This window comes from Paenibacillus sp. TSM33 (assembly GCF_056099025.1).
On record NZ_JBLZXB010000017.1, the window covers coordinates 22,196 to 42,952 of the forward strand.

The window sequence follows — 20,757 nt, forward strand, 5'->3', positions numbered from 1 at the left end:
ACTAAAAAGAAATGATTTCACTTTGCAGGCAAGGGGAGCGGATCAAACCGACTGCCCTTGTCTGCAAAGTAGTTTTTCCTGATATAACAACGATCCATTTTCATTCCATCAAGGTTCATCTGGACAAACCGAATCCGGCTTGTGATCTGGACTATGTATAAATGATTAAACCTCAGGGGCCTTATCCGGAACTGATCCCCATTTGTGAGACAGGGATCAAAACACCTTTCAAGTTTAAGCGGCCAGTCGTCGGAAATCTACGGACGACTGGTTATTTAGTTTTGCTTGAATCCGAATTGAGTTATAGTAGGTGAGGTAGTCTTGAACGGTGTGTATAACGATTGCAGTCGTTGTACACATGAGATCTTCGAGGTAGAACGTTTCAGACTTTAGTGTGGAATGAAACGACTCGATGGAGGCATGATCAGCGGGCATTCCTTTACGGGACATGCTCATGGTCATGCCTTTTCCCTTAACAGCAGATTGATAAGCCTGTGACGTATATACGCTTCCCTGATCGTTATGGGGCAGCATACCTGTCCGCTTTGGAAGTTGATTCAGCTTATCCAAAAACCAAGGACGTATCTTGCTTGTCCACTATGCTGTAAGCCACAATCTCCCCGTTGTACAGGTCTAGAATGCTGGAGAAGTACAATATCTTTCCGCGAAACGGTAAATAGGATGCCCGTGACAAGCTTTTGCAGGAAATGAGTTGAAGGATCAGCTTGCTGAGTATGCACCTGACACGGAAACGCATCTGCCCTAGTCAATAATGTAGGCGGTTCTCAAGAGAAATGGGCGCCTTTTCACGATATTTCATGGGAAAACTTTAATTCGTCTTTTGTTTTTAACTTGAAGCCTGTTCATCAATTGACACAAGCTTGCTTTCCCGTAATGAACAGAAATCAGAATGGGAAAATTGTGAATATATCTTCGATATCTGCTCATAAAACTAGGTGCGGATTATTCGGCCTCCAAAACGGCTCGCATTGCTGTTTCTCGACATTTGTCCTATGAATTTGCGGCGATATACCATTACATCGTTTGGGGACACCAGAAGAGGTAGCCGAGGCTGTTTATTTCTGGGTTCGGAAGCAAATCAATATGTTACAGGAGCTGTTCTGGATGTAAACGGTGGAATGTATACTCCTTAAACCAGACCGATTGAAGGGGTGAGCATGTTGCATAACAACAGATTGGCAATAGTTACAGGCAGTTCCAGAGGTGTCGGTGAGGAAATAATTCGAAGTTATCTGAGTCCGATATGGATGTAGTGATTACGTATCATTGTAATAAACAGCAAGCAACTCATCTATTGGATACGATCAAAAATCATAATCGAAACGGGATATGGGTGCAGTTTGACCTGAGAGACGAGTCCAACATTCTTCGGGCTTTTGAAGAAATTGAGAAACATTGCGGGAGACCGGACATTTTAGTTAACAATGCAGGGCATACAATATTAGTGTGAATGTGATCGTGCCAGACCCGATCGCTTGAGAAATGACAGATTCATTAAATGACGCTGCATGGAAGGGGTTATGGGGAATACGCCGCTGGGTCGCTTGGGCAAAAAATCCGAGGTTGCGGAGCTTGTGCTCCAGCTTGCCAATCCGAAAATTGGTTATCTCACTGGACAAACCATTGTCATGGATGGCGGACGCCGGTAGGTTACATCCCTCTTGGTATGTTCTTTTTGAATTAGAATGATATTGTTATATTTGATAGAGTATGCTATGATTATTCCAAATAAATCCATTATTATAAATAGAATTACATATTAATGCTTAATATTTTATATTTCTATACTTTATTTAATTAATACTGAAGTTGACAGCATAAGGACAGAGATAAGTATTATGTAGTGACTCCTCTCGTAGAGTGCTTTTAAACACTGATTTGTAAGCGGTTTCAAATTATTTCTATCACTTACTACTCTTTACGTCAGTTCTCCTTACGGGTAGAGGTCCGAGCATATTCTTAAGTTTGGTAAATTTACGGACAGCTCGGCTTTAGACCATATAAAAAAACGGAGGTAATGTTATGATTAGAAAATGTCTAGTTTTATTTCTTTCCTTCGCTTTATTGCTCAGTGTCTTTCCCATGCTAAATGTGAATGCTGCCAATCGACCACTGGCTAAACTACCTGGAAATTCCAACCCTTTAATGGATCATAAATTGGGAGCTGACCCCTATTCATTGGTGTATGATGGAAGAGTGTATATCTACATGTCAAGTGATACGTACGTGTATAACAAGGATGGATCGATTAAAGAAAACGACTTCAGTGCGCTGGATCGTATCCAGGTTATATCCTCTACAGACATGGTGAACTGGACAGATCACGGAACGATACCAGTCGCAGGTGCCAACAACAAAAACAGTGGAAGAGGCATTGCCAAATGGGCCTCTAACTCTTGGGCTCCAGCTGTTGCCCATAAAAAAATAAATGGCAAAGACAAGTTCTTTTTATATTTTGCCAATGGGGGAGCAGGTATTGGTGTCCTAACAGCAGACACGCCTATCGGACCTTGGAAAGATCCCCTTGGCAAAGCACTTGTGACACATAGTACACCTGGGATGGCTGGCGTGACTTGGCTTTTTGACCCGGCTGTACTGGTAGATGATGATGGAGCGGGATACCTGTATAGCGGTGGCGGAATTCCTAATGAATCCGATCCGGCTTCCATTGCAAATCCGAAAACCGCCAGAGTCATCAAATTAGGCGCAGATATGACAAGCGTTATCGGAAGCGCCACTACTATTGATGCTCCTTACCTGTTTGAAGACTCCGGTATTCATAAGCACAACGGCAAATACTACTATTCGTACTGTATCAACTTTGCCGGAACGCACCCTCAACAGTACCCTGCAGGTGAAATCGGTTATATGGTTAGCGACAACCCGATGGGGCCCTTCACTTATAAAGGTCATTTCCTAAAAAATCCGTATACGTTCTTCGGCGTTGGCGGCAACAATCACCATGCTGTATTTAATTTTAAGAATGAATGGTATGTCGTATACCATGCCCAAACGGTCAGCAAGGCTCAAATTGGAGCTGGAAAAGGCTATCGCTCTCCGCATATTAATAAGCTGGTGCACAAGGAGGACGGAAGCATCTCTGAGGTGCAAGGGAATATGACAGGAATCGCTCAGCTATCCAATATGAATCCATATACCAGAGTCGAAGCGGAGACCATTGCCTGGCAAGCTGGCGTTACGACCGAACCCACGCAAGCCAGTGGCGGTCCGATTAGCAACCTGGATGTGACCAACATTCATAATGGGGACTGGATCGCTGTCGGAAAGGCTGATTTTGGCTCTACCGGAGCGAAGACGTTCAAAGCTAATGTGGCCTCTAATGTCGGTGGCAACATTGAAGTACGGCTTGACAATGAAACAGGTCCTCTAGTCGGTTCTTTGAAAGTACCTTCAACTGGAGGTATGCAGACCTGGAGAGAAGTAGAGACCCCGATCAATAATGCAACTGGGGTTCACAACATTTATCTGGTGTTTACTGGGTCAGGCAACGGCAATCTGTTGAATTTGGATTCCTGGCAGTTCACTCCCAACACGGGGGGAAATCCGATAACAAAGGTTGAAGCCGAGAATATGAATATTGGCGGCACTTATGCAGGCAAGATTAGTGCACCGTTTGAAGGGGTTGCTTTGTATGCCAATGCTGACTACGCATCATCTTCACAGTATTTTGCCAACTCTACGCATAATATCTCAGTGCGGGGGGCTTCAAGCAATGCGGGTACGGCCAAGGTGGATTTGGTCATTGGAGGAGTAACTGTAGGTTCCTTTTATTTCACAGGCAAAACGCCGACTGTCCAAACCTTGTCCAATATTACTCACGCTACCGGAGATCAGGAGATCAAACTCGCTTTGACGAGCGATGACGGCACTTGGGATGCCTACGTGGATTTTATTGAATTTTCATTATGATCGCTCGTATAAACAGTAGTTGTTTTGGACCTTTTGCAAAATCGAGGGACCCGCCCTGTTATTCCAAGAGAACGCAATTAGCGGGTAAATGTCCAGGCAAGCTCTATTATTTGGTTTTCGGCAGATCATACTACGTTTGCTGGAAACCACGTTCCACAACTTTCATTCATATTTGAAATTGTCCATGGAGGTGTATTATGAAGAAGAAGTCTTGGTTTACGCTGATGATCACAGGTGTGATTTCTCTGTTTTTTTCGGTAAGCGCATTTGCGGGGAATGTGTTCTGGGAACCATTAAGTTATTTTAATTCAAGTACTTGGCAAAAGGCAGATGGGTATTCCAATGGGCAAATGTTCAATTGTACTTGGCGTGCAAACAATGTTAACTTTACGAATGATGGAAAGCTCAAGCTGAGTTTAACGAGTCCTGCGAACAACAAATTTGATTGTGGGGAGTACCGATCAACGAACAATTACGGATATGGCCTGTACGAGGTCAGCATGAAGCCTGCTAAAAACACGGGAATTGTCTCATCCTTTTTCACGTATACAGGACCTTCACATGGCACGCAATGGGATGAAATAGATATCGAATTTTTAGGAAAGGACACGACAAAAGTACAGTTTAACTATTATACCAATGGAGTCGGTGGGCACGAAAAGATTATCAATCTTGGCTTTGATGCTTCAACGAGCTTCCATACCTATGCTTTCGATTGGCAGCCAGGGTATATTAAATGGTACGTTGACGGTGTTCTGAAACATACAGCAACCACGAATATTCCAAGTACGCCAGGTAAAATTATGATGAATTTATGGAATGGCACCGGAGTGGATAGCTGGTTAGGTTCATATAACGGAGCAAATCCGCTGTACGCTGAATATGACTGGGTAAAATATACGAGCAATTAGTATGATTACGCAGAAGAGGCAGCCCTGTAGGGCTGCTTTTGCTTGTCCAGGGAGATATAGGTGAATAGACCCGCTAGGGGATTTTTTAGTTAGCATAATGATGTTATGAAAAACTTCAAAAACAGAGCGATAGCGTATTAAACGCCCTTGGAACAGGTGCCAAACTGCATATCGACAATTGATGGCATCTTGTGTTGCTATCGTACCATCGTCACCAGGTTCCGAGCGGACCAAACTTCCCAGTTTAACATGACTATTAGCCGTCTGTCCTTGTAAGTGAGCCCTGTGGAAAAAAACATTACAATAAATACTTGACTCTCCCCATTAGGGGAGACATTAAACTCAGTTTGTAAGCTAATCGATTAAAAGGAGGAAGTCAAAAAGAATTTAGATATTAGAGACATTAGAAAAGAGGATATAGAACCTATTAAAGCGATTATCGAAGATACCTGGAACGCAAAGGATTTTATCGAGGATAACGGCATAATAAATGCAGCAGTTACAATGATGTTCATAAGTCCAATATTAAATAAAAGTACTTTTGGAAGAGTAGCTACATTAGATGGAGAAGTCATGGGTGTAATTTTGGGTTCAAGAGTTGGTGAAATAACATCTTATAGATTGCTACAGGAAGATTATACAAGTGAATTGCTACAACTCTTAAATCTAAATGACATCGAACGAAAAGTATTTGTTGAACTCACTTCTATGACTAATAAAGCATACAGCAAGTTAATTAGAGGAAAAGAAGATGAGTTTCAGGGGTGCTTAGAATTCTTTGCTATTTCTGAAGAAGCTAGAGGAAAAAAGGTAGGGAAAAAATTATTTGATGAGCTCATCTCTTACTTAAGAAATACAAAAACAAATAAAATTTATGTGTATACAGATACAATGAGTAACTATGGATTCTATGATCATAATGGATTTGTCCGTCTTGATGAAGAAGTAACTGTATTTAATCTACCTAACGGCAAACTCGAAAATACAAATTTTATTTATGAATACAAACTATAAAAGTCAGCCCACCTTATTTATAGGGTGGGCTTTAGACTAACTTGAAATTGAGAGAAGTGATTATATTGATTAAAAACATCTGTCACTAAATAAAACATATAAACCTTATTACACGTCAAACTGTTTTTCTCCAAATATTCTTTTACTAATTGAAATGTTTCAATTTCAGTATCTCCCGTGCAATTAATAGTTAAATATTCTCCCTTCGGTAATTTAGATACACTAAAAGTATCCTTAAGCAATCTATAATCATTTGATGTTATTAGACGTAATACATCACTGATTTTCCAATTATCATGGTGACATGAATAAATTAATCCATACTGATACGTATGGGCTGCAAACTCACCTAATTTTTCATCCAATTTATCGAATGACTTTATCTCATTAAGTTCTCCACCTTGAGTAGGTAAACTTAAAAAGTATCTGTCTTTGAATGTTTGAATATTAAATCCATTGTTCATGAGTTCATCTTCAGATGAATGGATAGCTGCCTTTAATATTTCTATTTGTGTATTAAGCTGCTCTAATTTCTTGATTTCTTTATGAATTTTTTCATTTTTTTGTTCTAAGTAAAGTTTAAGGTAATTAGTATCGGCTTTATCAAATAAAGCTTTAATTTCTTTGACACTTACATTACTTTGCTTGCAAATTTTTATAATATCCAGATAGATGAATTGATTAATTGTATAATAGCGATAACCGTTTTCGGGATTAGTGTATGCAGGTATTAACAAACCAATATTATGATAATAACGTAGAGCTTTTATCGTACATTTTTTAATCTAGAAACTTCCCCAATTGAAAAATACCTTTTATTATCCATAAATTCCTCCAATAAGTCTTATGTATGAAAGTCGTTCTCCTGATACATCAACTCCTACCTTCCTAATAAATCACAAGTTGTGTTCTTATTCAACGGGTCAAAATAGTCAAAACAGCAGCAAACCTCATTTCAGCGACATCATTCGCAAACTGACCAACCTACGCAAGCCCCCGATGGCAAAAAGGGAACGAACGCCCAAGCATAGAGAACGAATAGCACACAATAAATCGCATTTAAGGGATTTGAATTTGCGTTTTATCCAAAAGCTATGTATAGAATATTAAAATATTGTATACTGTTCAGACTATACTTCCTTGCAACATGTAATGGGAAAGGGGGGAATGTCATTTATGTATAGAGTGGCTATTTGCGATGATGAGTACAAGCAAAGAGAGCTTGTTAAAAATATGCTGATCGCTTTATCAATCAAAACAAATATAGAATTTAAAGTTGAATTATTCGACTCAGGAGAACAACTAGTATCTCATTATCAAAACCATGAGTCTCCATTCCATATCTTAATATTGGATGTTGAAATGAATGGCATGAACGGAATTCAAACCGCCCGAAAAATAAGGAGTTTAAATCACCTGGATGAACAGATTGTTTTTTTAACGAGCTACCCTGAATATATGGTGGAAAGTTTCGACGTAGTTACATTTCAATATTTAATAAAACCGATTGCTCCCCATATCTTTGAGGAAAAAATAATAAAGCTGTGTCAATATTTTCAAGCTCTTGATAAAAAATTCGTTATCATCAAGTCAGCTTATGAGGAAGTGCTTTTAAAATATGATGATATCATTAGTATTGAAGTGGCCAAAAGCTTGACCATAAAAAACAAACTGCATTTTGTAACCTCTACACAAACCTATGATAGCAAAGGGATTCTTTCTGATTATGCATTAGCATTAAAGGAACATAATTTTTTGCAAATTCATCGTTCGATTATTATAAACTTAATTCATGTCAAAAAATTTGCTGGCGGTGATGTTCTGATGTCAAATGATGTGAAGTTGCCTATTGGACGTTCTAAAATAAAAGAAGTTAAAGATTTGTATACCAAATTTATGATTATAAAGATGCATTAATATGATGTCATATAACTACCTGTTTCTTAACCTATGTGTTGTACTGGTGATGTGCTTTCAGGTCAATTTTTATTTCAACTCGGTTTTTGATAAGTCCAGTCGAAAGCCGAACAGAATTATGTATTTCATTATTTTCGGGCTGCTGGATTCCTTATATTTAAATGTTTATTTGACTCCTACGATATCTTCAATTTTAGCATTACTTGTCATATTTAGTTTAGCGCAATCGTATACAGTGGAAATAAAGACAAAGATCATTTTTTCTATCCTTTATGCTGTATTGATCACCATCGTTAATTTTATATCTCTTTATATTTTATATGCTGTAGGCTCCGTTAAAATTAGCAACTTTAGCCATTTGAGTGGACAAGATCACTTGATATTCTCTAAGGTTATGTTGCTCAGCTGCATTATCATGTTTGCTGTCATTCAGATTATACGGCTATTTGCCAAACGCAGAACCTTCCCTTTGCAGCATCGTTATTATATTTTATTTTTAATCGTTCCCATCATAAGTTTATACCAGGTCAATGTTTTATCTGTTTATAGTGAAAAGAATATGTATTATTTTGGTTCTATTATTGGCTTTATTTCCTTAAATGTTTTTATCATATATATTTTTGATAATGTCATTGAAAAATTTCAATTAATGCATGAAAATGCTCAATTACAACATCAGATGGACTACCAAGATGCTAACTACGAAAAGACGGTTCACAGCTTCAAAAATATAAAAAGAATCATTCATGATACACACCAACAGTTTTTGTATATTGACGAATGTATCAAGAGAAATGAATTAGCTGAGGCGAGTGAACATATTAAGATCACATTAAATAAAATCGAAGGAGCGTATCAGAGGGTTAACACTGGTAATCTGGTTATAGATGCTCTTGTCACAAATAGTCTTAATATTGCTCAGGCCAATGGCATCAAGGTGGATACCCAGCTCAACTTATACTCACAGAAAGTAAATATTGAACGTTATGATTTATGTGTCGCTCTAGGGAATATGCTGGATAATGCCATAGAAGCATCTAAAAAGGTCAAGATTGCTGATGACAGGTACATTCTTATTAAAATACATTCCAATGAATCTGCGCTTTTCATTCACATTCTGAATCATATGGAGAATGAAGTGGCCCAATTGCAAAGTCAAAAATCAAACCCGGATATTCATGGTATTGGCTTAACCAATATATCTAGAATATGTGACAAATACGGTGGTAACATGACCATTGAAATGAAAAATAAAATATTTAATAATATGGTTTTATTACCATTTTATAAGGACAGTCCTTAAACATCATGTTGTTTAGGGATTGTTTTTTTCGTTTTAGGGTGACTTTGCTATATAGAATCCTCGTTCATTGTATGATCAGTGCAGAAATAATATCTGGGACCAATAAGAGGAGGAAATATGAAATGAAGAAAATAATAGCTGTGTTCATTTCGGCTATGCTTTTTGTACTGCCGATGACGAATACTTTTGCTCAAAACAAACCTGAACCCATTAAGGAAAAGGCCCGTAATCTGGCCTCGGAGCTGGTATCCAAATACGGTGCTAGCGGTGTGCAGTATGCCATTATGGACCATGGAAACATCGTATTATCGGATAGCGTGGGTGTAAAGAATAAAGCAACCAGCGAGCCAATCACCAAAGATACGATGTTCGGTATAGGCTCTACAAGCAAAATGTATGTATCTGCTGCAACGATGATGTTGGTGGATGCCCATAAGGTAGATATTGATCAGCCGCTCACAACATACATTAAGGACTTTAAAATGTCTGATGAAAGGTACAAACAAATCACACCACGTATGCTGTTAAATCATTCGTCAGGTCTTTATGGTGCTCACTATAAAAATAGTATGTTATTTAATGACAATGATACAGAAAATCACGATGAGCTCTTGCTGAGATTACAATCAGAAACTTTAAAATCCAACCCCGGCGAATATTCCGTATATAGTAATGATAGTTTTCAATTGCTTGAAATATTGGTTGAACGGGTGAGCGGCCTAAGTTACACCGATTTCCTGGCAAAGCATATTAGTGCACCTTTGGGTTTGAAGTCTACGAAAACACCACTCGATCAATTTGATAGACAAAAGCTGGCCAAAACTTATTTTCCTGCGATTGAGGGGGCCTTGCCGGTTGAAAATGCCAATGTCATCGGGACAGGGGGCTTATACTCCACCGCAGAAGAGGTGGCTATGTTTTCGGAGGTATTAACAGGGAACAGGCCTGATATTTTATCTGCACAATCGGCGAAGTCCATGCAAAGTCATGAATATCGAAAAGGAATATGGGTGCCTGAAGAGATAAACAGCTTTAATTATGGACTCGGTTGGGATGCGGTTCAGTTGGCACCGTTTAGTGATTACGGAATAACTGCGTTGTCCAAAGGTGGGGATACTGTTTTGTATCACTCTACTTTGATCACCATACCAGAGCATCATATTTCTATGGCTGTGCTTTCATCTGGAGGGTCTTCCATCTTAGATAGTATTTTTGCTTCTAATCTTTTATTGGAGCTTTTAAAAGACAAGGGCATCATTAAAGACATCATACCGGAGAAAACATTTGAGCCTCCTGTAAAGGTGGAAATGCCATCTGATTTACTTTCTTATTCGGGATTATATGGTTCTGTGGGTACAACCATCAATGTAGAGATTAAAAACGGTGAGCTTGAGTTACCAGCTTTTCTGGATGGATTCGTCCCGGCGCAAAAATATGTGTATACAGGCAATGGACAATTCAAAAGCAGTGATGGCAGTGTAGGCATAAGCTTTGACAAACAAAAAAACGGGAAAACGTATATTAAGGCTAACCTATATTTAAACTTTCCGGGATTAGGTCAAATGGTTATGGTGACTTATGAATATCAAAAGCTAGATGCCAATCCTGTAAACCTCACAGTTAAAAAGGCATGGGAAAACAGAAACGGGAAAAATTATTATGCTTTGGATGAAAAGATATCTTCCATATTTTATCTGGCCCCCTCATTTATAACGAAAAAAATATCCGTTGATCATGATGGATACGCAAGTGGTACTAAAATTGTGGATGAGAATAAAGCCGTTAATGCTGTTGAGATTCCCGTTATGAGTGGAAGAGATGCATTTGATTTGAATTTTACTACCAAGGATGGTTCAGAGTATTTAACCATAGATGGACAGTCCTACATCAGTGAGGATGCTATTAAACCTGTCCTGGGCGGGAAATCAGTGTACACCATACCATCGAATGGTCAAGCCACATGGTTTAAAATAGATAAAAACGCAGCCCATAAAACGATGACCGTTGATTTTCCAACAAGCGGAGGGTTCGCAGTCTATGATGAAAACGGAGCGGTTGTACAATTTTCAACTGCTAGCCATAACAATTCGGTTGTACTGCCCCAGGGTGGCTTGATCGTTTTGGGTGGCAATGCAGGGGATAGATTTAAAATCAATTTGAAATAAGCATATAGCCGCTCCTGAAAAATTCAGGAGCGGCTATTATGATAGGATAAAGAGGTAAGCAATACAAAGTGCCTCCTCACTTAGACAGTTGACGGGCTATCAGTTCGCTTTTACCCAATCTTTCTGCCCAAAACGGAATAAAGTTACAATGCGCAGAACCACATACGGAGTCCTCGTTGACATTCAATTTGGGAAAAAAGCCTTTGGAAACAAAATCAAAGTTTGTCCCTTTGTTCTACTATTGCACGACGCTTAGTTCGGTAAGTTTTTTCGTTAAAGTCTGCCTGACAGCCTGCGACAACGACTTCTACGAAATCACATGTGAGATTCTTTTCACTACGGTAAATTCACATATTAGTCCATGTAAAATGAGAAAAATATCGGGGTGTATACACTTTAATAGATACATTTATCCATAATTATCTAGATGATATTTCAACCAAGTTTATTCACTACCTCCTACATACTACATAGGTGTATATAATCTTCTCGAGGAGAGACAGGAACATATATTATTGAAATATGATGAACAATAATGGTTAAAATGATGTCATTGCATATACAGCGCGGAATGCTGGAGACATGTTTTTTCACGTTTAACCATGCTAAAATAATAGAATAATTGGAGACTTGGCATGAAGAGAAGGCAGGTTGAATCAATGAAACCAAAACTTAACGATGTTGCACAATTAGCTGGAGTTTCACCGACTACGGTTTCTCGCGTACTTAATAATCGTGGCTATATCAGTCAAGAAACGAAGGATCAAGTTCATAAAGCGATGCAGGAGCTAAACTATTTTCCTAATGATGTAGCTCGGTCATTATTTACTAAACGGACAAATCTGATTGGATTAATCATTCCAACTACAAGCAACCCATTTTTCGGAGAGCTGACTTTCCATATAGAGAATATTTGTGCGTCATTAGGCTATAAGCTGTTGCTTTGTAACAGTTTAAATCAGCTGGATAAAGAAGAGTCTTATGTAGATATGCTCATGCGAAATCAAGTTGACGGTATTATCGTCGGTACACACAACCGAGGTATCGTAAATTATGAACAGAAGAATATTGCAGTCATTGCGATCGACCGTTTCCTATCCGATTCAATCCCAGTTGTAGGGTCGGATAATTATATGGGTGGAAAACTGGCATCAGAGCTGCTTATTGAAAAGGGGTGCAAGCATATCTTACACATAAATGGCCCTGTTGAATTGGAAACACCAGCAAGCTTAAGAAGAAAAGCATATGAAGATGTGATGGAGCAGTATAGTCGAGAGGCAATTACCTATGAAGTACATGATCCCTTTCACCAACAGAATCACGATGAACCGATTAAACGCTTGCTCAATGAACATCCTGAAGTAGATGGATTGTTCGCGAGTAATGACATGGTGGCTGCGTCTTTTATTGCTGAAGCAAGAAGAAGAGGAAAACGGGTTCCTGAAGATATCCGAGTAATTGGGTATGACGGAACAGAAACAACCCGCAATCTTCTCCCTGAATTAACGACAATTCAGCAACCAATACAGGAGATCGCGAGATCTTCCATAGAGTTACTTATTAAAGAAATTGAAGGCGGATACAGTGATGTCCCGCGAGAAACCTATCTACCAGTGAAACTTATTAAAGCTAGTACAGCTTAATACAATTCCAACGTTTTTAGCATTGTGATATAAATTGGAGCTATCCTTATTAGATTATTGAAATCAAAGAGGAGAGCTCTTTTTTCTTTCGAAAATATGTCAAGCGGTTGACATATGAAATCGGTTGACATATAATCGATCTGTAAATACGAAAGTGCTTTCATTTACATCCAAATGTTCAACTTAGAGGAGCGTTCGATATGAGAAAGTCAAAGAGCATGTACTGGAAACTAAGTGCCTATTTCTTCTTTTTCTTCTTTACTTGGTCAGCAAGTTATTCATTGTTCTCTATCTGGCTAGGACAAGAAATCAGTCTGAATGGTGCTGAAACAGGTGTTATCTTTACTGTAAACGCTATCTTTGCGCTATGTATGCAACCGCTTTATGGCTATATATCTGATAAAATCGGATTAAAGAAGCATATTTTATTTCTCATCAGTTCTTTACTCTTATTTGTTGGTCCTTTCTATATCTTTATCTATGGGCCGTTACTTCAATACAATGTATTTCTCGGCGCCATTGTAGGTGGATTATACCTGGGTATTTCTTTTTTGGCAGGGATCGGAGCCATCGAATCTTATGTCGAGAAAGTCAGCCGAAAATATGACTTTGAATACGGAAAATCTCGTATGTGGGGCTCGCTAGGTTGGGCAGCAGCAACATTTTTCGCTGGTCAGCTCTTCAATATCAACCCTAACATTAACTTCTGGATTGCATCAGTATCTGCTGTCATTCTGTTTATCATTATGATGACAATTAAAGTTGAAATGACAGATTCCGAGATGGAGCGAGCAGAATCTGTTAACTTTAAGCAAATCGGCTATTTGTTTGCAAATAAGCAGTTGTGGTTCTTCATTTTATATGTTCTTGGTGTTACCTGTATTTACAATGTGTATGACCAGCAGTTCCCGAATTACTTTTCATCGACGTTCTCAACGGTTGCATTAGGCAATCAAGTTTATGGTTACTTAAATTCCCTACAAGTGTTCTTGGAAGCAGGCATGATGTTTTTAGCGCCTTTCATTGTCAACAAAATTGGAGCAAAAAAGGGTCTGATATTGGCAGGGTTCTTGATGGCATTCCGGATCATGGGTTCAGGCTTAGTTATTGGACCTTATGGTATCTCAGCTATGAAATTGATTCACGCATTGGAACTGCCAATCATGCTGATCTCCATATTTAAGTACTTGGCTGCTAATTTCGATACGCGTCTGTCTTCGATATTGTATCTGGTGGGATTCCAGTTTATGAGTCAGGTAGGAGCTTCGATCTTCTCGCCACTCGCCGGTATGTCTTATGACATTAGAGGTTTTGCAAATACGTACGTGATTATGGGTGTATTCGTATTTGTCTTTACAACAATCTCAATCTTTACCTTAAAGAAAGAACCGAAAAATCTGGATCCCAAGCCTAACAAGCATATTGAAACAGCATAGGAGGAAGACAAATGAACACATATAATAACAATACGAAGCAAGCTGAGGAAGCATTGAAACAGGCAGAAGCGAATATGAACAAGCGGTACCGATTAGGCTATCATATTATGGCACCAGCAAACTGGATTAACGACCCCAATGGATTAATTCAATTTAAAGGTGAATATCACGCCTTCTATCAGCATCATCCTTATGATGAGAACTGGGGTCCAATGCATTGGGGTCACGTGAAGAGTAAAGACCTTGTACACTGGGAGCATTGTCCGATTGCATTAGCGCCTGGAGATGCATGTGACCTTGATGGCTGCTTCTCAGGAAGCGCAGTAGATAATAACGGCGAATTGACATTAATCTATACTGGCCATCACTATATTGATCAACCAAACAATATCTTTTTCCAAAATCAAAATGTGGCAGTAAGTACAGATGGCATTCATTTTACTAAACTAGGGCAGAATCCCGTAATCGCTGAACCTCCAACAGATAGCTCACAGCATTTCCGTGATCCGAAGGTATGGAAGCATGAGGATACATGGTACATGATCCTAGGTAACAGCACGAAAGAAGATCTGCCGCGTGTTATTCTATATACATCTCCTGATCTTAGAACTTGGACCTATCATGGTGTGCTTCTGCAGGGAGATAAGAATATGGGCTTCATGTGGGAGTGCCCTGATTTCTTTGAACTGAACGGTAAGCATATATTTATGTTCTCCCCGCAAGGTATTGATGCACAAGGAGATAAGTACAATAATTTGTTCCAGACGGGATATTATGTTGGCGAATATAATTATGATAGTAATGAATATAAACATGGAGAGTTCGTCGAGTTGGATAATGGTCATGACTTCTATGCGGTCCAAACTTTTCTAGATGATCAAGGTCGCCGCATTGCGATTGGTTGGATGGATATGTGGGAATCGGATATGCCAACGAAAGCAGACGGCTGGTCCGGAGCGCTGACGATCCCACGTGTAATTACATTGGGTGCCAATAATAAATTGTTGATGAACCCAGTAGAGGAAATGAAGTTGCTTCGTCAAAGCGAACATGTTTTGTACCAATATTGCGCTATTTCTGGAAGTTACTTGACGGAAATTGAAGCGGATCTGCTTGAAGTAAAGGTCGTGTTCGACCTGACGAAGTCAAGTGCAGATCTGGTAGGCTTGAAGCTTCGCGGAACAGGTGAGGAGGAAACGGTTATCACTTATTCTATCCCGGGTCAGAAACTTATGCTTGATTGTTCTAAATCAGGCAAAAAGACGGATGGAGTACGTCAAACAGCCTTAAGTGCAGAGGGGCAGCTGACGTTACATGTATATCTGGATCGCTCATCCATTGAAATATTTGCCAATGAAGGGCAAGCTACGATGACAAGTCGCATCTATTCGAGTGAAAAACTGCTAGGCATAGAACTCGTAACGGAGGGCGGTGAGGCTCTAGTAAATGGGTTGACATACTGGAAATTGAAAGATATTTGGCAAGCTGAATAACTCGAAGAAAAGGTTGCTTTCTGAGTCCTTGTATTGACTTAGAAAGTAACCTTTTCTTGTTGATAGTTAATCTGACCGCTATCGAAAAGAATTGAATACGAGCGAGTCCGGCAATAGCGACTTTCCCCGGAAATGCCCACCTACATGATAGCCAATTTTAAACCGAGCCTGGTTTCTGCGTATCCCCAATCATGCCCTTTAGCGAAAAAGTTTAAAAGAGAACGTTTCCATTATTCGGCGTTGGATTCGCTGAAAAGACCACCCCTGCCGGTTAAGCATTTCCCGCAACCCGTAGGAGCATCAAAGGTTAGGATACTCCACGTTTTGTACTGCTATCCCGAATTTCTAACTGATGTGATATGGACCAGTGGATAGCCGCCAATTCCTCCCCTCTAATAAGCTTAATGAGATTGCGGGCGGCGACCATGCCAAGTTCGGATGCTGAATATCGGACAGTTGACAATTTAGGCCGGATTATTGTAGCCATGTCAATGTCGTCAAATCCGAAGAAAGAGACCTGTTCAGGTATTTTCACCCCATTCTCGGCCAGAAAGTTCATAGCGCCTATGGCAACTCTGTCCGTTGCGCAGAACACTGCACTAGGCAGTGGGCCTGAATGATAAAGTTTTCTCATAGAGGTTATGCCATCTTCAACTGAAAAGCCGCTTTCCAACACACGTTCGGGGCGTACTGGCAGGTGAGCGGCCTTCAATGCCTGTTCATAGCCCAAAAAACGCTGATTGCTCACTGAAATATCCCCCGCTGGTCCCTGCAGCATCGCGATATCCTGATGACCCTGCTGTATTAGATAAGTTACCGCTTCAAAAGCAGCCGTTATGTTGTCAACATGCACGGAAGGAATGGTTTGGTCTCGGAAATCCCGTCCGACAAGGATGCAGGGAATTCCGGCCGCTTCAATGAGCGCGAATAGCGCATCCCGGATTCCGCTTACCGATATAATAATTCCGCTCGCCTGCATTTCACGGAACATATTGTAATAGTGTAATTCAGAGTCCGCGTCCCCCCCTGACAAGGCGATTATGACATCGAAGCCATATAGATGCGCTACCTGATTAATGCCTTCAACCATGTCATCAAAGACATTGTTTTTAATCGCGGGGAGAAGTACCCCAATCAAAGATGTATTATTCTTTACCAGTGTCCGTGCTATGGCATTTGGACGGAATTGAGTGGCTTCAAGAACATCCAGAACTCGTTTGCGTATTTCGCTGTTGACCGTCTGGCTATTATTAATCACTCTGGAAACTGTAGAAATGGAGACGTTGGCCATTCGAGCCACATCTTTTATAGTCATTTTCATTGTACACACCGACTTTCAAGCAAGTATTTATTTAGAAAAAAAGGTCTCAAAGTGGATTGAATTTATTATATCAGTTTATTGAATTGTTTATTGAGTTTAACAAAGATTCCAGAGCAAAGAAAGCGCTTGACCTTGGTTTAAAAGGCGAGTATAATCAACTCCGGAAAACGTTTTCTAGTATTTTCTGGACGAAAATAATTGTTTTTACCAATAATCGGCTGGATTCAGGGCATTTCAGCTTGTTTTTTTGATAAATAAGAAAACGTTTTCTTATTGACCTTGAATTGTAGAGAATAACAAGGGAAAAGGAGCATGAGCATGAGAAGTTCAAGCGATATTGTTGTAAGGGGAAATGAGGCTTCAGTGCAAACCGGTTCAAATATTACGCTGAAAGAAAAAATTGGTTATGGATTCGGTGATTTTGCCAGCCAGTTGCTGTTTGCTGCCGCAATGACTTTTCTGTCCTACTTTTACACAGATGTAATCGGGATCAGCGCCGGGGTCATTGGTACTTTAATGCTAGTTGCTCGCGTACTGGATGCGTTTATTGATGTAGCGATTGGGGCTTTGATCGATAAAACGAAGAGTAGACACGGGAAGGCACGTCCTTGGTTACTGTGGATGTCCGGGCCATTTGCGTTGTCTGGAATTCTCTTGTTCACGGTTCCAAGTGGAAATATGACGATCACTATTCTATACATTTACGTTACCTATCTGCTGATGAACTTTATCTATTCCAGCATTAATGTCCCTTATGGTGTACTTAATTCCATGATAACGCAGGATTCTTACCAGCGTTCTCTGCTTAATATTTTTCGTATGAGTCTGGCGAATATTGGTGCCTTGCTAATTAATTATTTCACCCTCCCGTTAGTGAAGTCATTCGGTGGCGGTCAAAAAGGGTGGATTTTCACCTTTATTATATTTGGCTTGCTCGGAACCTTCTTATTTCTCGTTACCTTCTTCAGTACCAAGGAAAGGGTTACTCCATCTGTTGTACAAAAGCCAATTCCGTTTGGACGCGCTTTTGGAGCGCTGATGCGTAATAAGTATTGGAAATTGATCCTTGGGTTTGCTGTGGTCTATTTTATAAATAACGCACTGGGCACAGGTATGAATATTTACTACGCACGTTATGTGTTAAAAGACGCCAATCTGATTGGAGTGCTCGGCATATCCTTACTGCTTCCTTCCCTGCTTGGTTATATGCTATTGCCCCCCGTCGTCAAGCGGATCGGTAAACGAAATTCCTCCATTATCGGAAGTATCCTCCTTATTGTCGGATCGCTTGTCATTGCCGTCAGCCCCATAAGTCTGATGGCGGTCTGTCTGGGACTCGTTATTAAAGCGCTTGGGCATGCCGCTATTCTTGGAACCTTCTTTGCTATGTTGGCAGATACCATTGAATATGGCGAATGGAAGACAGGGATGCGCACCGAAGGACTGGTGTACAGTGCGGGTAGTTTCGGCACAAAAGCGGGAGGTGGTTTGGGAGCGGCACTTATCGGTTGGGGACTGGCATTGGGAGGATATGCTGGTGGACAGGCTACAATCAGTGCTACTGCGCTAGCATCTATTCATTTCATGTTTATCTACGTTCCAATTATCTTGGCTATCCTGCAAATTTTATTGCTAGCATTTTACAATCTAGATAAATTATTTCCGGGTATTGTCAAAGAGCTTGAATTCTTAAAAAACGCTGAATAGCTACTTGGTAAATAAGGTAGCCCATGAATGAACTCACCCTATTGTTGAAGTGACTAGCAGTAGGGCAGTTCAAGAAGGGCTGCTTTTTTTATTGAAGTAATGGGCAGGATTATTCAGTGGGAGACAAATTAAAACGGCTATTCCCCGATCGGGCAAGAAAATAAGAATATTCGTAAGATGATTAATATTTATAAAGAGATTTTTGAATAGCAATTCAGTTGAAACCATCAATTGTGTTGCTATGGAGTTAACTCTTGGATCGTAATAAAGAGTCGTTCTCCTATATTGGAAAATATGAGTTTGTGACGTCCTGTGACCACTCGGCAGAGAAGTATCTATATAAAGTAGAACCACAACACATATCAGAGGGCAAAAACAAATCATTTGAAGGGGCCAGTTCTTCTCCTTAACCCAAACGAATTGATCAGATAGTAATTCTCTCATATTATTCCTAATTGTAACGCTAAAATTCGAAACAAATTATCGATTCTTATCAAAGTGACAAGTAAACGAGCCACTAAACTAAGTGGTAAATCCAAAAGAATAATCAAGAAGGCCTTTGCTTTCGAGGCTTTAAGAAAGGTTCGCGTTCTATTACTTTTTACAGAGAGACTTCAGAAAGGAAGTACCCGAACTCGTCCTTCTAACGCACATCACCTATTTACCCTATGGCAGCTCTGTCACTTGGCTTATCATGTTTCTGACCAGTTTACACTTGATTTAGCTACATGCGGGCTAGGCAATAAAAAAGTCGAAAAAAAGTGCTTCAAAGATTATTGAAACGTTTCCAATTTCGTGCTATTATGATTTTCATAAGAGAGAGGGGGGGCTAAATGCCAAGTATTAAAGATGTAGCTAACCTGGCTGGCGTAGCTGTGGGAACTGTTTCCCGTGTTATTAACAACTCGGGCTCTGTAAAACCAGATACACGCCAAAAAGTTGAAAAAGCTATACAAGAATTGAATTATATCCCTAATGAAGTCGCTCGAAATTTTAAGATGAGGAAATCCAAGATGGTAGCCTTGCTGCTTCCAAGTATCTGGAATCCTTTTTTTTCTGAACTGGCTTATTACATTGAGGATGAGTTGGATCGGGAAGGCTTTAAGCTCATGCTATGTAATAGCGGTGGTAAGCCCGAAAAGGAACTGTATTATCTAGATATGCTACGGCAAAATAAAGTGGCTGGTATTATCGGCATTACTTACAATGATATTGAGAATAGCGTAAGCAATGACATTCCGATTGTAAGTATTGACAGACACTTTAGCAAAAAAATTACCTGTGTGACCTCGGATAATTATAAGGGAGGGCGTATGGCTTTAAGGGAACTTATTAAAGCGGGAGCCCAGAGACCGGCTTTTATAGGAAGTGTAACTTCCGTATTTAGTGAAACCATGAATCGAAGAAAAGGTTTCATTGATGAGGCGAAAAAATTAGGGGTCGACTATGTGATATACGAGAAACCAGACCCTATTGTGAACGACGATGTCTATTTTAGCGAATTTCTACATAAGTATCAGGTTGTGGACGGCATTTTCGCTATTACCGATATGTTAGCCGCCAAATATATAGAAAGAGTAGGCAAGCAGGGTATTCGCGTTCCAGAGGATGTAAAGGTCATCGGTTACGACGGCATCCAGAATCATCCTTATTTTCATCCGATATTGTCCACAATCAGGCAGCCAGTGGAGGAAATGGCACGTATGACAATCAGACTGCTGTATCAAAAGATGGATGGTATAACTTTAGATCAGCAAGTGTATCGTCTCCCCGTTATCTTCAGGCAAGGCGAAACTACATGATCTTATTGTAGAGATATTAGCTCGTTCAGTTGGATCTCAGTTTGGATCTGCAAATTCGGCATTTTTTTTATAATAAATTGGAAACGTTTCATTT

General features: G+C 39.8%; 14 protein-coding genes and 4 pseudogenes. 14 read left to right on the forward strand and 4 right to left on the reverse strand.

Features of this window, described 5'->3' with window-relative positions:
- Positions 1-234: 234 nt before the first annotated feature.
- Positions 235-704 (reverse strand): annotated as a pseudogene (locus ACN6NF_RS12030) (transposase); the annotation flags it as partial.
- 61 nt (positions 705-765) lie between these two features.
- On the opposite strand from ACN6NF_RS12030, the pseudogene ACN6NF_RS12035 reads away from it, so the two are divergent.
- The 6 genes and pseudogenes from ACN6NF_RS12035 to ACN6NF_RS12060 form a co-directional block, all read left to right on the forward strand.
- A pseudogene (locus ACN6NF_RS12035) lies at positions 766-1,017 on the forward strand (SDR family NAD(P)-dependent oxidoreductase); the annotation flags it as partial.
- Positions 1,018-1,258: 241 nt separating this feature from the next.
- Positions 1,259-1,471, forward strand: a pseudogene (locus ACN6NF_RS12040) (SDR family NAD(P)-dependent oxidoreductase); the annotation flags it as partial.
- A 58-nt stretch (positions 1,472-1,529) separates the two neighbouring features.
- A complete protein-coding gene (locus tag ACN6NF_RS12045) occupies positions 1,530-1,670 on the forward strand; it encodes an SDR family oxidoreductase (protein WP_474317919.1) in 141 nt (46 codons plus the stop codon).
- A 373-nt stretch (positions 1,671-2,043) separates the two neighbouring features.
- Positions 2,044-3,951 (forward strand): carbohydrate-binding protein, encoded by a 1,908-nt coding sequence (locus tag ACN6NF_RS12050; RefSeq protein ID WP_474317920.1) that lies wholly within the window; start codon positions 2,044-2,046, stop codon positions 3,949-3,951.
- Positions 3,952-4,148: 197 nt separating this feature from the next.
- Entirely contained in the window at positions 4,149-4,862 is a 714-nt protein-coding gene (bglS, locus tag ACN6NF_RS12055) for a beta-glucanase (protein ID WP_017426919.1), read from the forward strand.
- A gap of 573 nt (positions 4,863-5,435) precedes the next feature.
- Entirely contained in the window at positions 5,436-5,876 is a 441-nt protein-coding gene (locus ACN6NF_RS12060) for a GNAT family N-acetyltransferase (RefSeq protein ID WP_474317922.1), read from the forward strand.
- A gap of 17 nt (positions 5,877-5,893) precedes the next feature.
- Here the strand turns inward: ACN6NF_RS12060 and ACN6NF_RS12065 are convergent, their stop codons facing one another.
- Positions 5,894-6,613 (reverse strand): MerR family transcriptional regulator, encoded by a 720-nt coding sequence (locus tag ACN6NF_RS12065; protein WP_474317923.1) that lies wholly within the window; start codon positions 6,611-6,613, stop codon positions 5,894-5,896.
- Between the two features lie 439 nt (positions 6,614-7,052).
- On the opposite strand from ACN6NF_RS12065, the gene ACN6NF_RS12070 reads away from it, so the two are divergent.
- From ACN6NF_RS12070 to ACN6NF_RS12080, 3 genes are all read left to right on the forward strand, one after another.
- Positions 7,053-7,793, forward strand: coding sequence for a LytR/AlgR family response regulator transcription factor (locus ACN6NF_RS12070; protein WP_474317925.1), 741 nt, complete (start codon positions 7,053-7,055; stop codon positions 7,791-7,793).
- 1 nt (position 7,794) lies between these two features.
- A complete protein-coding gene (locus tag ACN6NF_RS12075) occupies positions 7,795-9,096 on the forward strand; it encodes a GHKL domain-containing protein (RefSeq protein WP_474317926.1) in 1,302 nt (433 codons plus the stop codon).
- A 122-nt stretch (positions 9,097-9,218) separates the two neighbouring features.
- Positions 9,219-11,261, forward strand: coding sequence for a serine hydrolase domain-containing protein (locus tag ACN6NF_RS12080; RefSeq protein ID WP_474317928.1), 2,043 nt, complete (start codon positions 9,219-9,221; stop codon positions 11,259-11,261).
- 79 nt (positions 11,262-11,340) lie between these two features.
- Here the strand turns inward: ACN6NF_RS12080 and ACN6NF_RS12085 are convergent.
- Positions 11,341-11,481, reverse strand: a pseudogene (locus ACN6NF_RS12085) (PhzF family phenazine biosynthesis protein); the annotation flags it as partial.
- A 439-nt stretch (positions 11,482-11,920) separates the two neighbouring features.
- Between ACN6NF_RS12085 and ACN6NF_RS12090 the strand changes: the two are divergent.
- From ACN6NF_RS12090 to ACN6NF_RS12100, 3 genes are all read left to right on the forward strand, one after another.
- Entirely contained in the window at positions 11,921-12,904 is a 984-nt protein-coding gene (locus tag ACN6NF_RS12090; RefSeq protein ID WP_474319048.1) for a LacI family DNA-binding transcriptional regulator, read from the forward strand.
- A 200-nt stretch (positions 12,905-13,104) separates the two neighbouring features.
- A complete protein-coding gene (locus ACN6NF_RS12095) occupies positions 13,105-14,340 on the forward strand; it encodes an oligosaccharide MFS transporter (protein ID WP_474317930.1) in 1,236 nt (411 codons plus the stop codon).
- 11 nt (positions 14,341-14,351) lie between these two features.
- Complete coding sequence (locus ACN6NF_RS12100; RefSeq protein WP_474317931.1) at positions 14,352-15,833, forward strand: glycoside hydrolase family 32 protein; 1,482 nt, start codon at positions 14,352-14,354, stop codon at positions 15,831-15,833.
- 307 nt (positions 15,834-16,140) lie between these two features.
- Here the strand turns inward: ACN6NF_RS12100 and ACN6NF_RS12105 are convergent, their stop codons facing one another.
- Complete coding sequence (locus ACN6NF_RS12105; protein ID WP_474317932.1) at positions 16,141-17,154, reverse strand: LacI family DNA-binding transcriptional regulator; 1,014 nt, start codon at positions 17,152-17,154, stop codon at positions 16,141-16,143.
- 318 nt (positions 17,155-17,472) lie between these two features.
- On the opposite strand from ACN6NF_RS12105, the gene ACN6NF_RS12110 reads away from it, so the two are divergent.
- Both ACN6NF_RS12110 and ACN6NF_RS12115 read left to right on the forward strand, forming a co-directional pair.
- Positions 17,473-18,861, forward strand: coding sequence for an MFS transporter (locus tag ACN6NF_RS12110; protein ID WP_474317934.1), 1,389 nt, complete (start codon positions 17,473-17,475; stop codon positions 18,859-18,861).
- A gap of 833 nt (positions 18,862-19,694) precedes the next feature.
- Positions 19,695-20,663 (forward strand): LacI family DNA-binding transcriptional regulator, encoded by a 969-nt coding sequence (locus tag ACN6NF_RS12115; RefSeq protein WP_474317936.1) that lies wholly within the window; start codon positions 19,695-19,697, stop codon positions 20,661-20,663.
- Positions 20,664-20,757: the final 94 nt, after the last annotated feature.

What these genes read in the sequence shown, in the direction of transcription:
- ACN6NF_RS12045 (WP_474317919.1), top strand. Translation starts at nt 1,530, where the DNA reads ATGGAAGGGGTTATGGGGAATACGCCGCTGGGTCGCTTGGGCAAAAAA.
- ACN6NF_RS12050 (WP_474317920.1), top strand. Translation starts at nt 2,044, where the DNA reads ATGATTAGAAAATGTCTAGTTTTATTTCTTTCCTTCGCTTTATTGCTC.
- bglS (WP_017426919.1), top strand. Translation starts at nt 4,149, where the DNA reads ATGAAGAAGAAGTCTTGGTTTACGCTGATGATCACAGGTGTGATTTCT.
- ACN6NF_RS12060 (WP_474317922.1), top strand. Translation starts at nt 5,436, where the DNA reads ATGGGTGTAATTTTGGGTTCAAGAGTTGGTGAAATAACATCTTATAGA.
- ACN6NF_RS12070 (WP_474317925.1), top strand. Translation starts at nt 7,053, where the DNA reads ATGTATAGAGTGGCTATTTGCGATGATGAGTACAAGCAAAGAGAGCTT.
- ACN6NF_RS12075 (WP_474317926.1), top strand. Translation starts at nt 7,795, where the DNA reads ATGATGTCATATAACTACCTGTTTCTTAACCTATGTGTTGTACTGGTG.
- ACN6NF_RS12080 (WP_474317928.1), top strand. Translation starts at nt 9,219, where the DNA reads ATGAAGAAAATAATAGCTGTGTTCATTTCGGCTATGCTTTTTGTACTG.
- ACN6NF_RS12090 (WP_474319048.1), top strand. Translation starts at nt 11,921, where the DNA reads ATGAAACCAAAACTTAACGATGTTGCACAATTAGCTGGAGTTTCACCG.
- ACN6NF_RS12095 (WP_474317930.1), top strand. Translation starts at nt 13,105, where the DNA reads ATGAGAAAGTCAAAGAGCATGTACTGGAAACTAAGTGCCTATTTCTTC.
- ACN6NF_RS12100 (WP_474317931.1), top strand. Translation starts at nt 14,352, where the DNA reads ATGAACACATATAATAACAATACGAAGCAAGCTGAGGAAGCATTGAAA.
- ACN6NF_RS12105 (WP_474317932.1), bottom strand. Translation starts at nt 17,154, where the DNA reads ATGAAAATGACTATAAAAGATGTGGCTCGAATGGCCAACGTCTCCATT.
- ACN6NF_RS12110 (WP_474317934.1), top strand. Translation starts at nt 17,473, where the DNA reads ATGAGAAGTTCAAGCGATATTGTTGTAAGGGGAAATGAGGCTTCAGTG.
- ACN6NF_RS12115 (WP_474317936.1), top strand. Translation starts at nt 19,695, where the DNA reads ATGCCAAGTATTAAAGATGTAGCTAACCTGGCTGGCGTAGCTGTGGGA.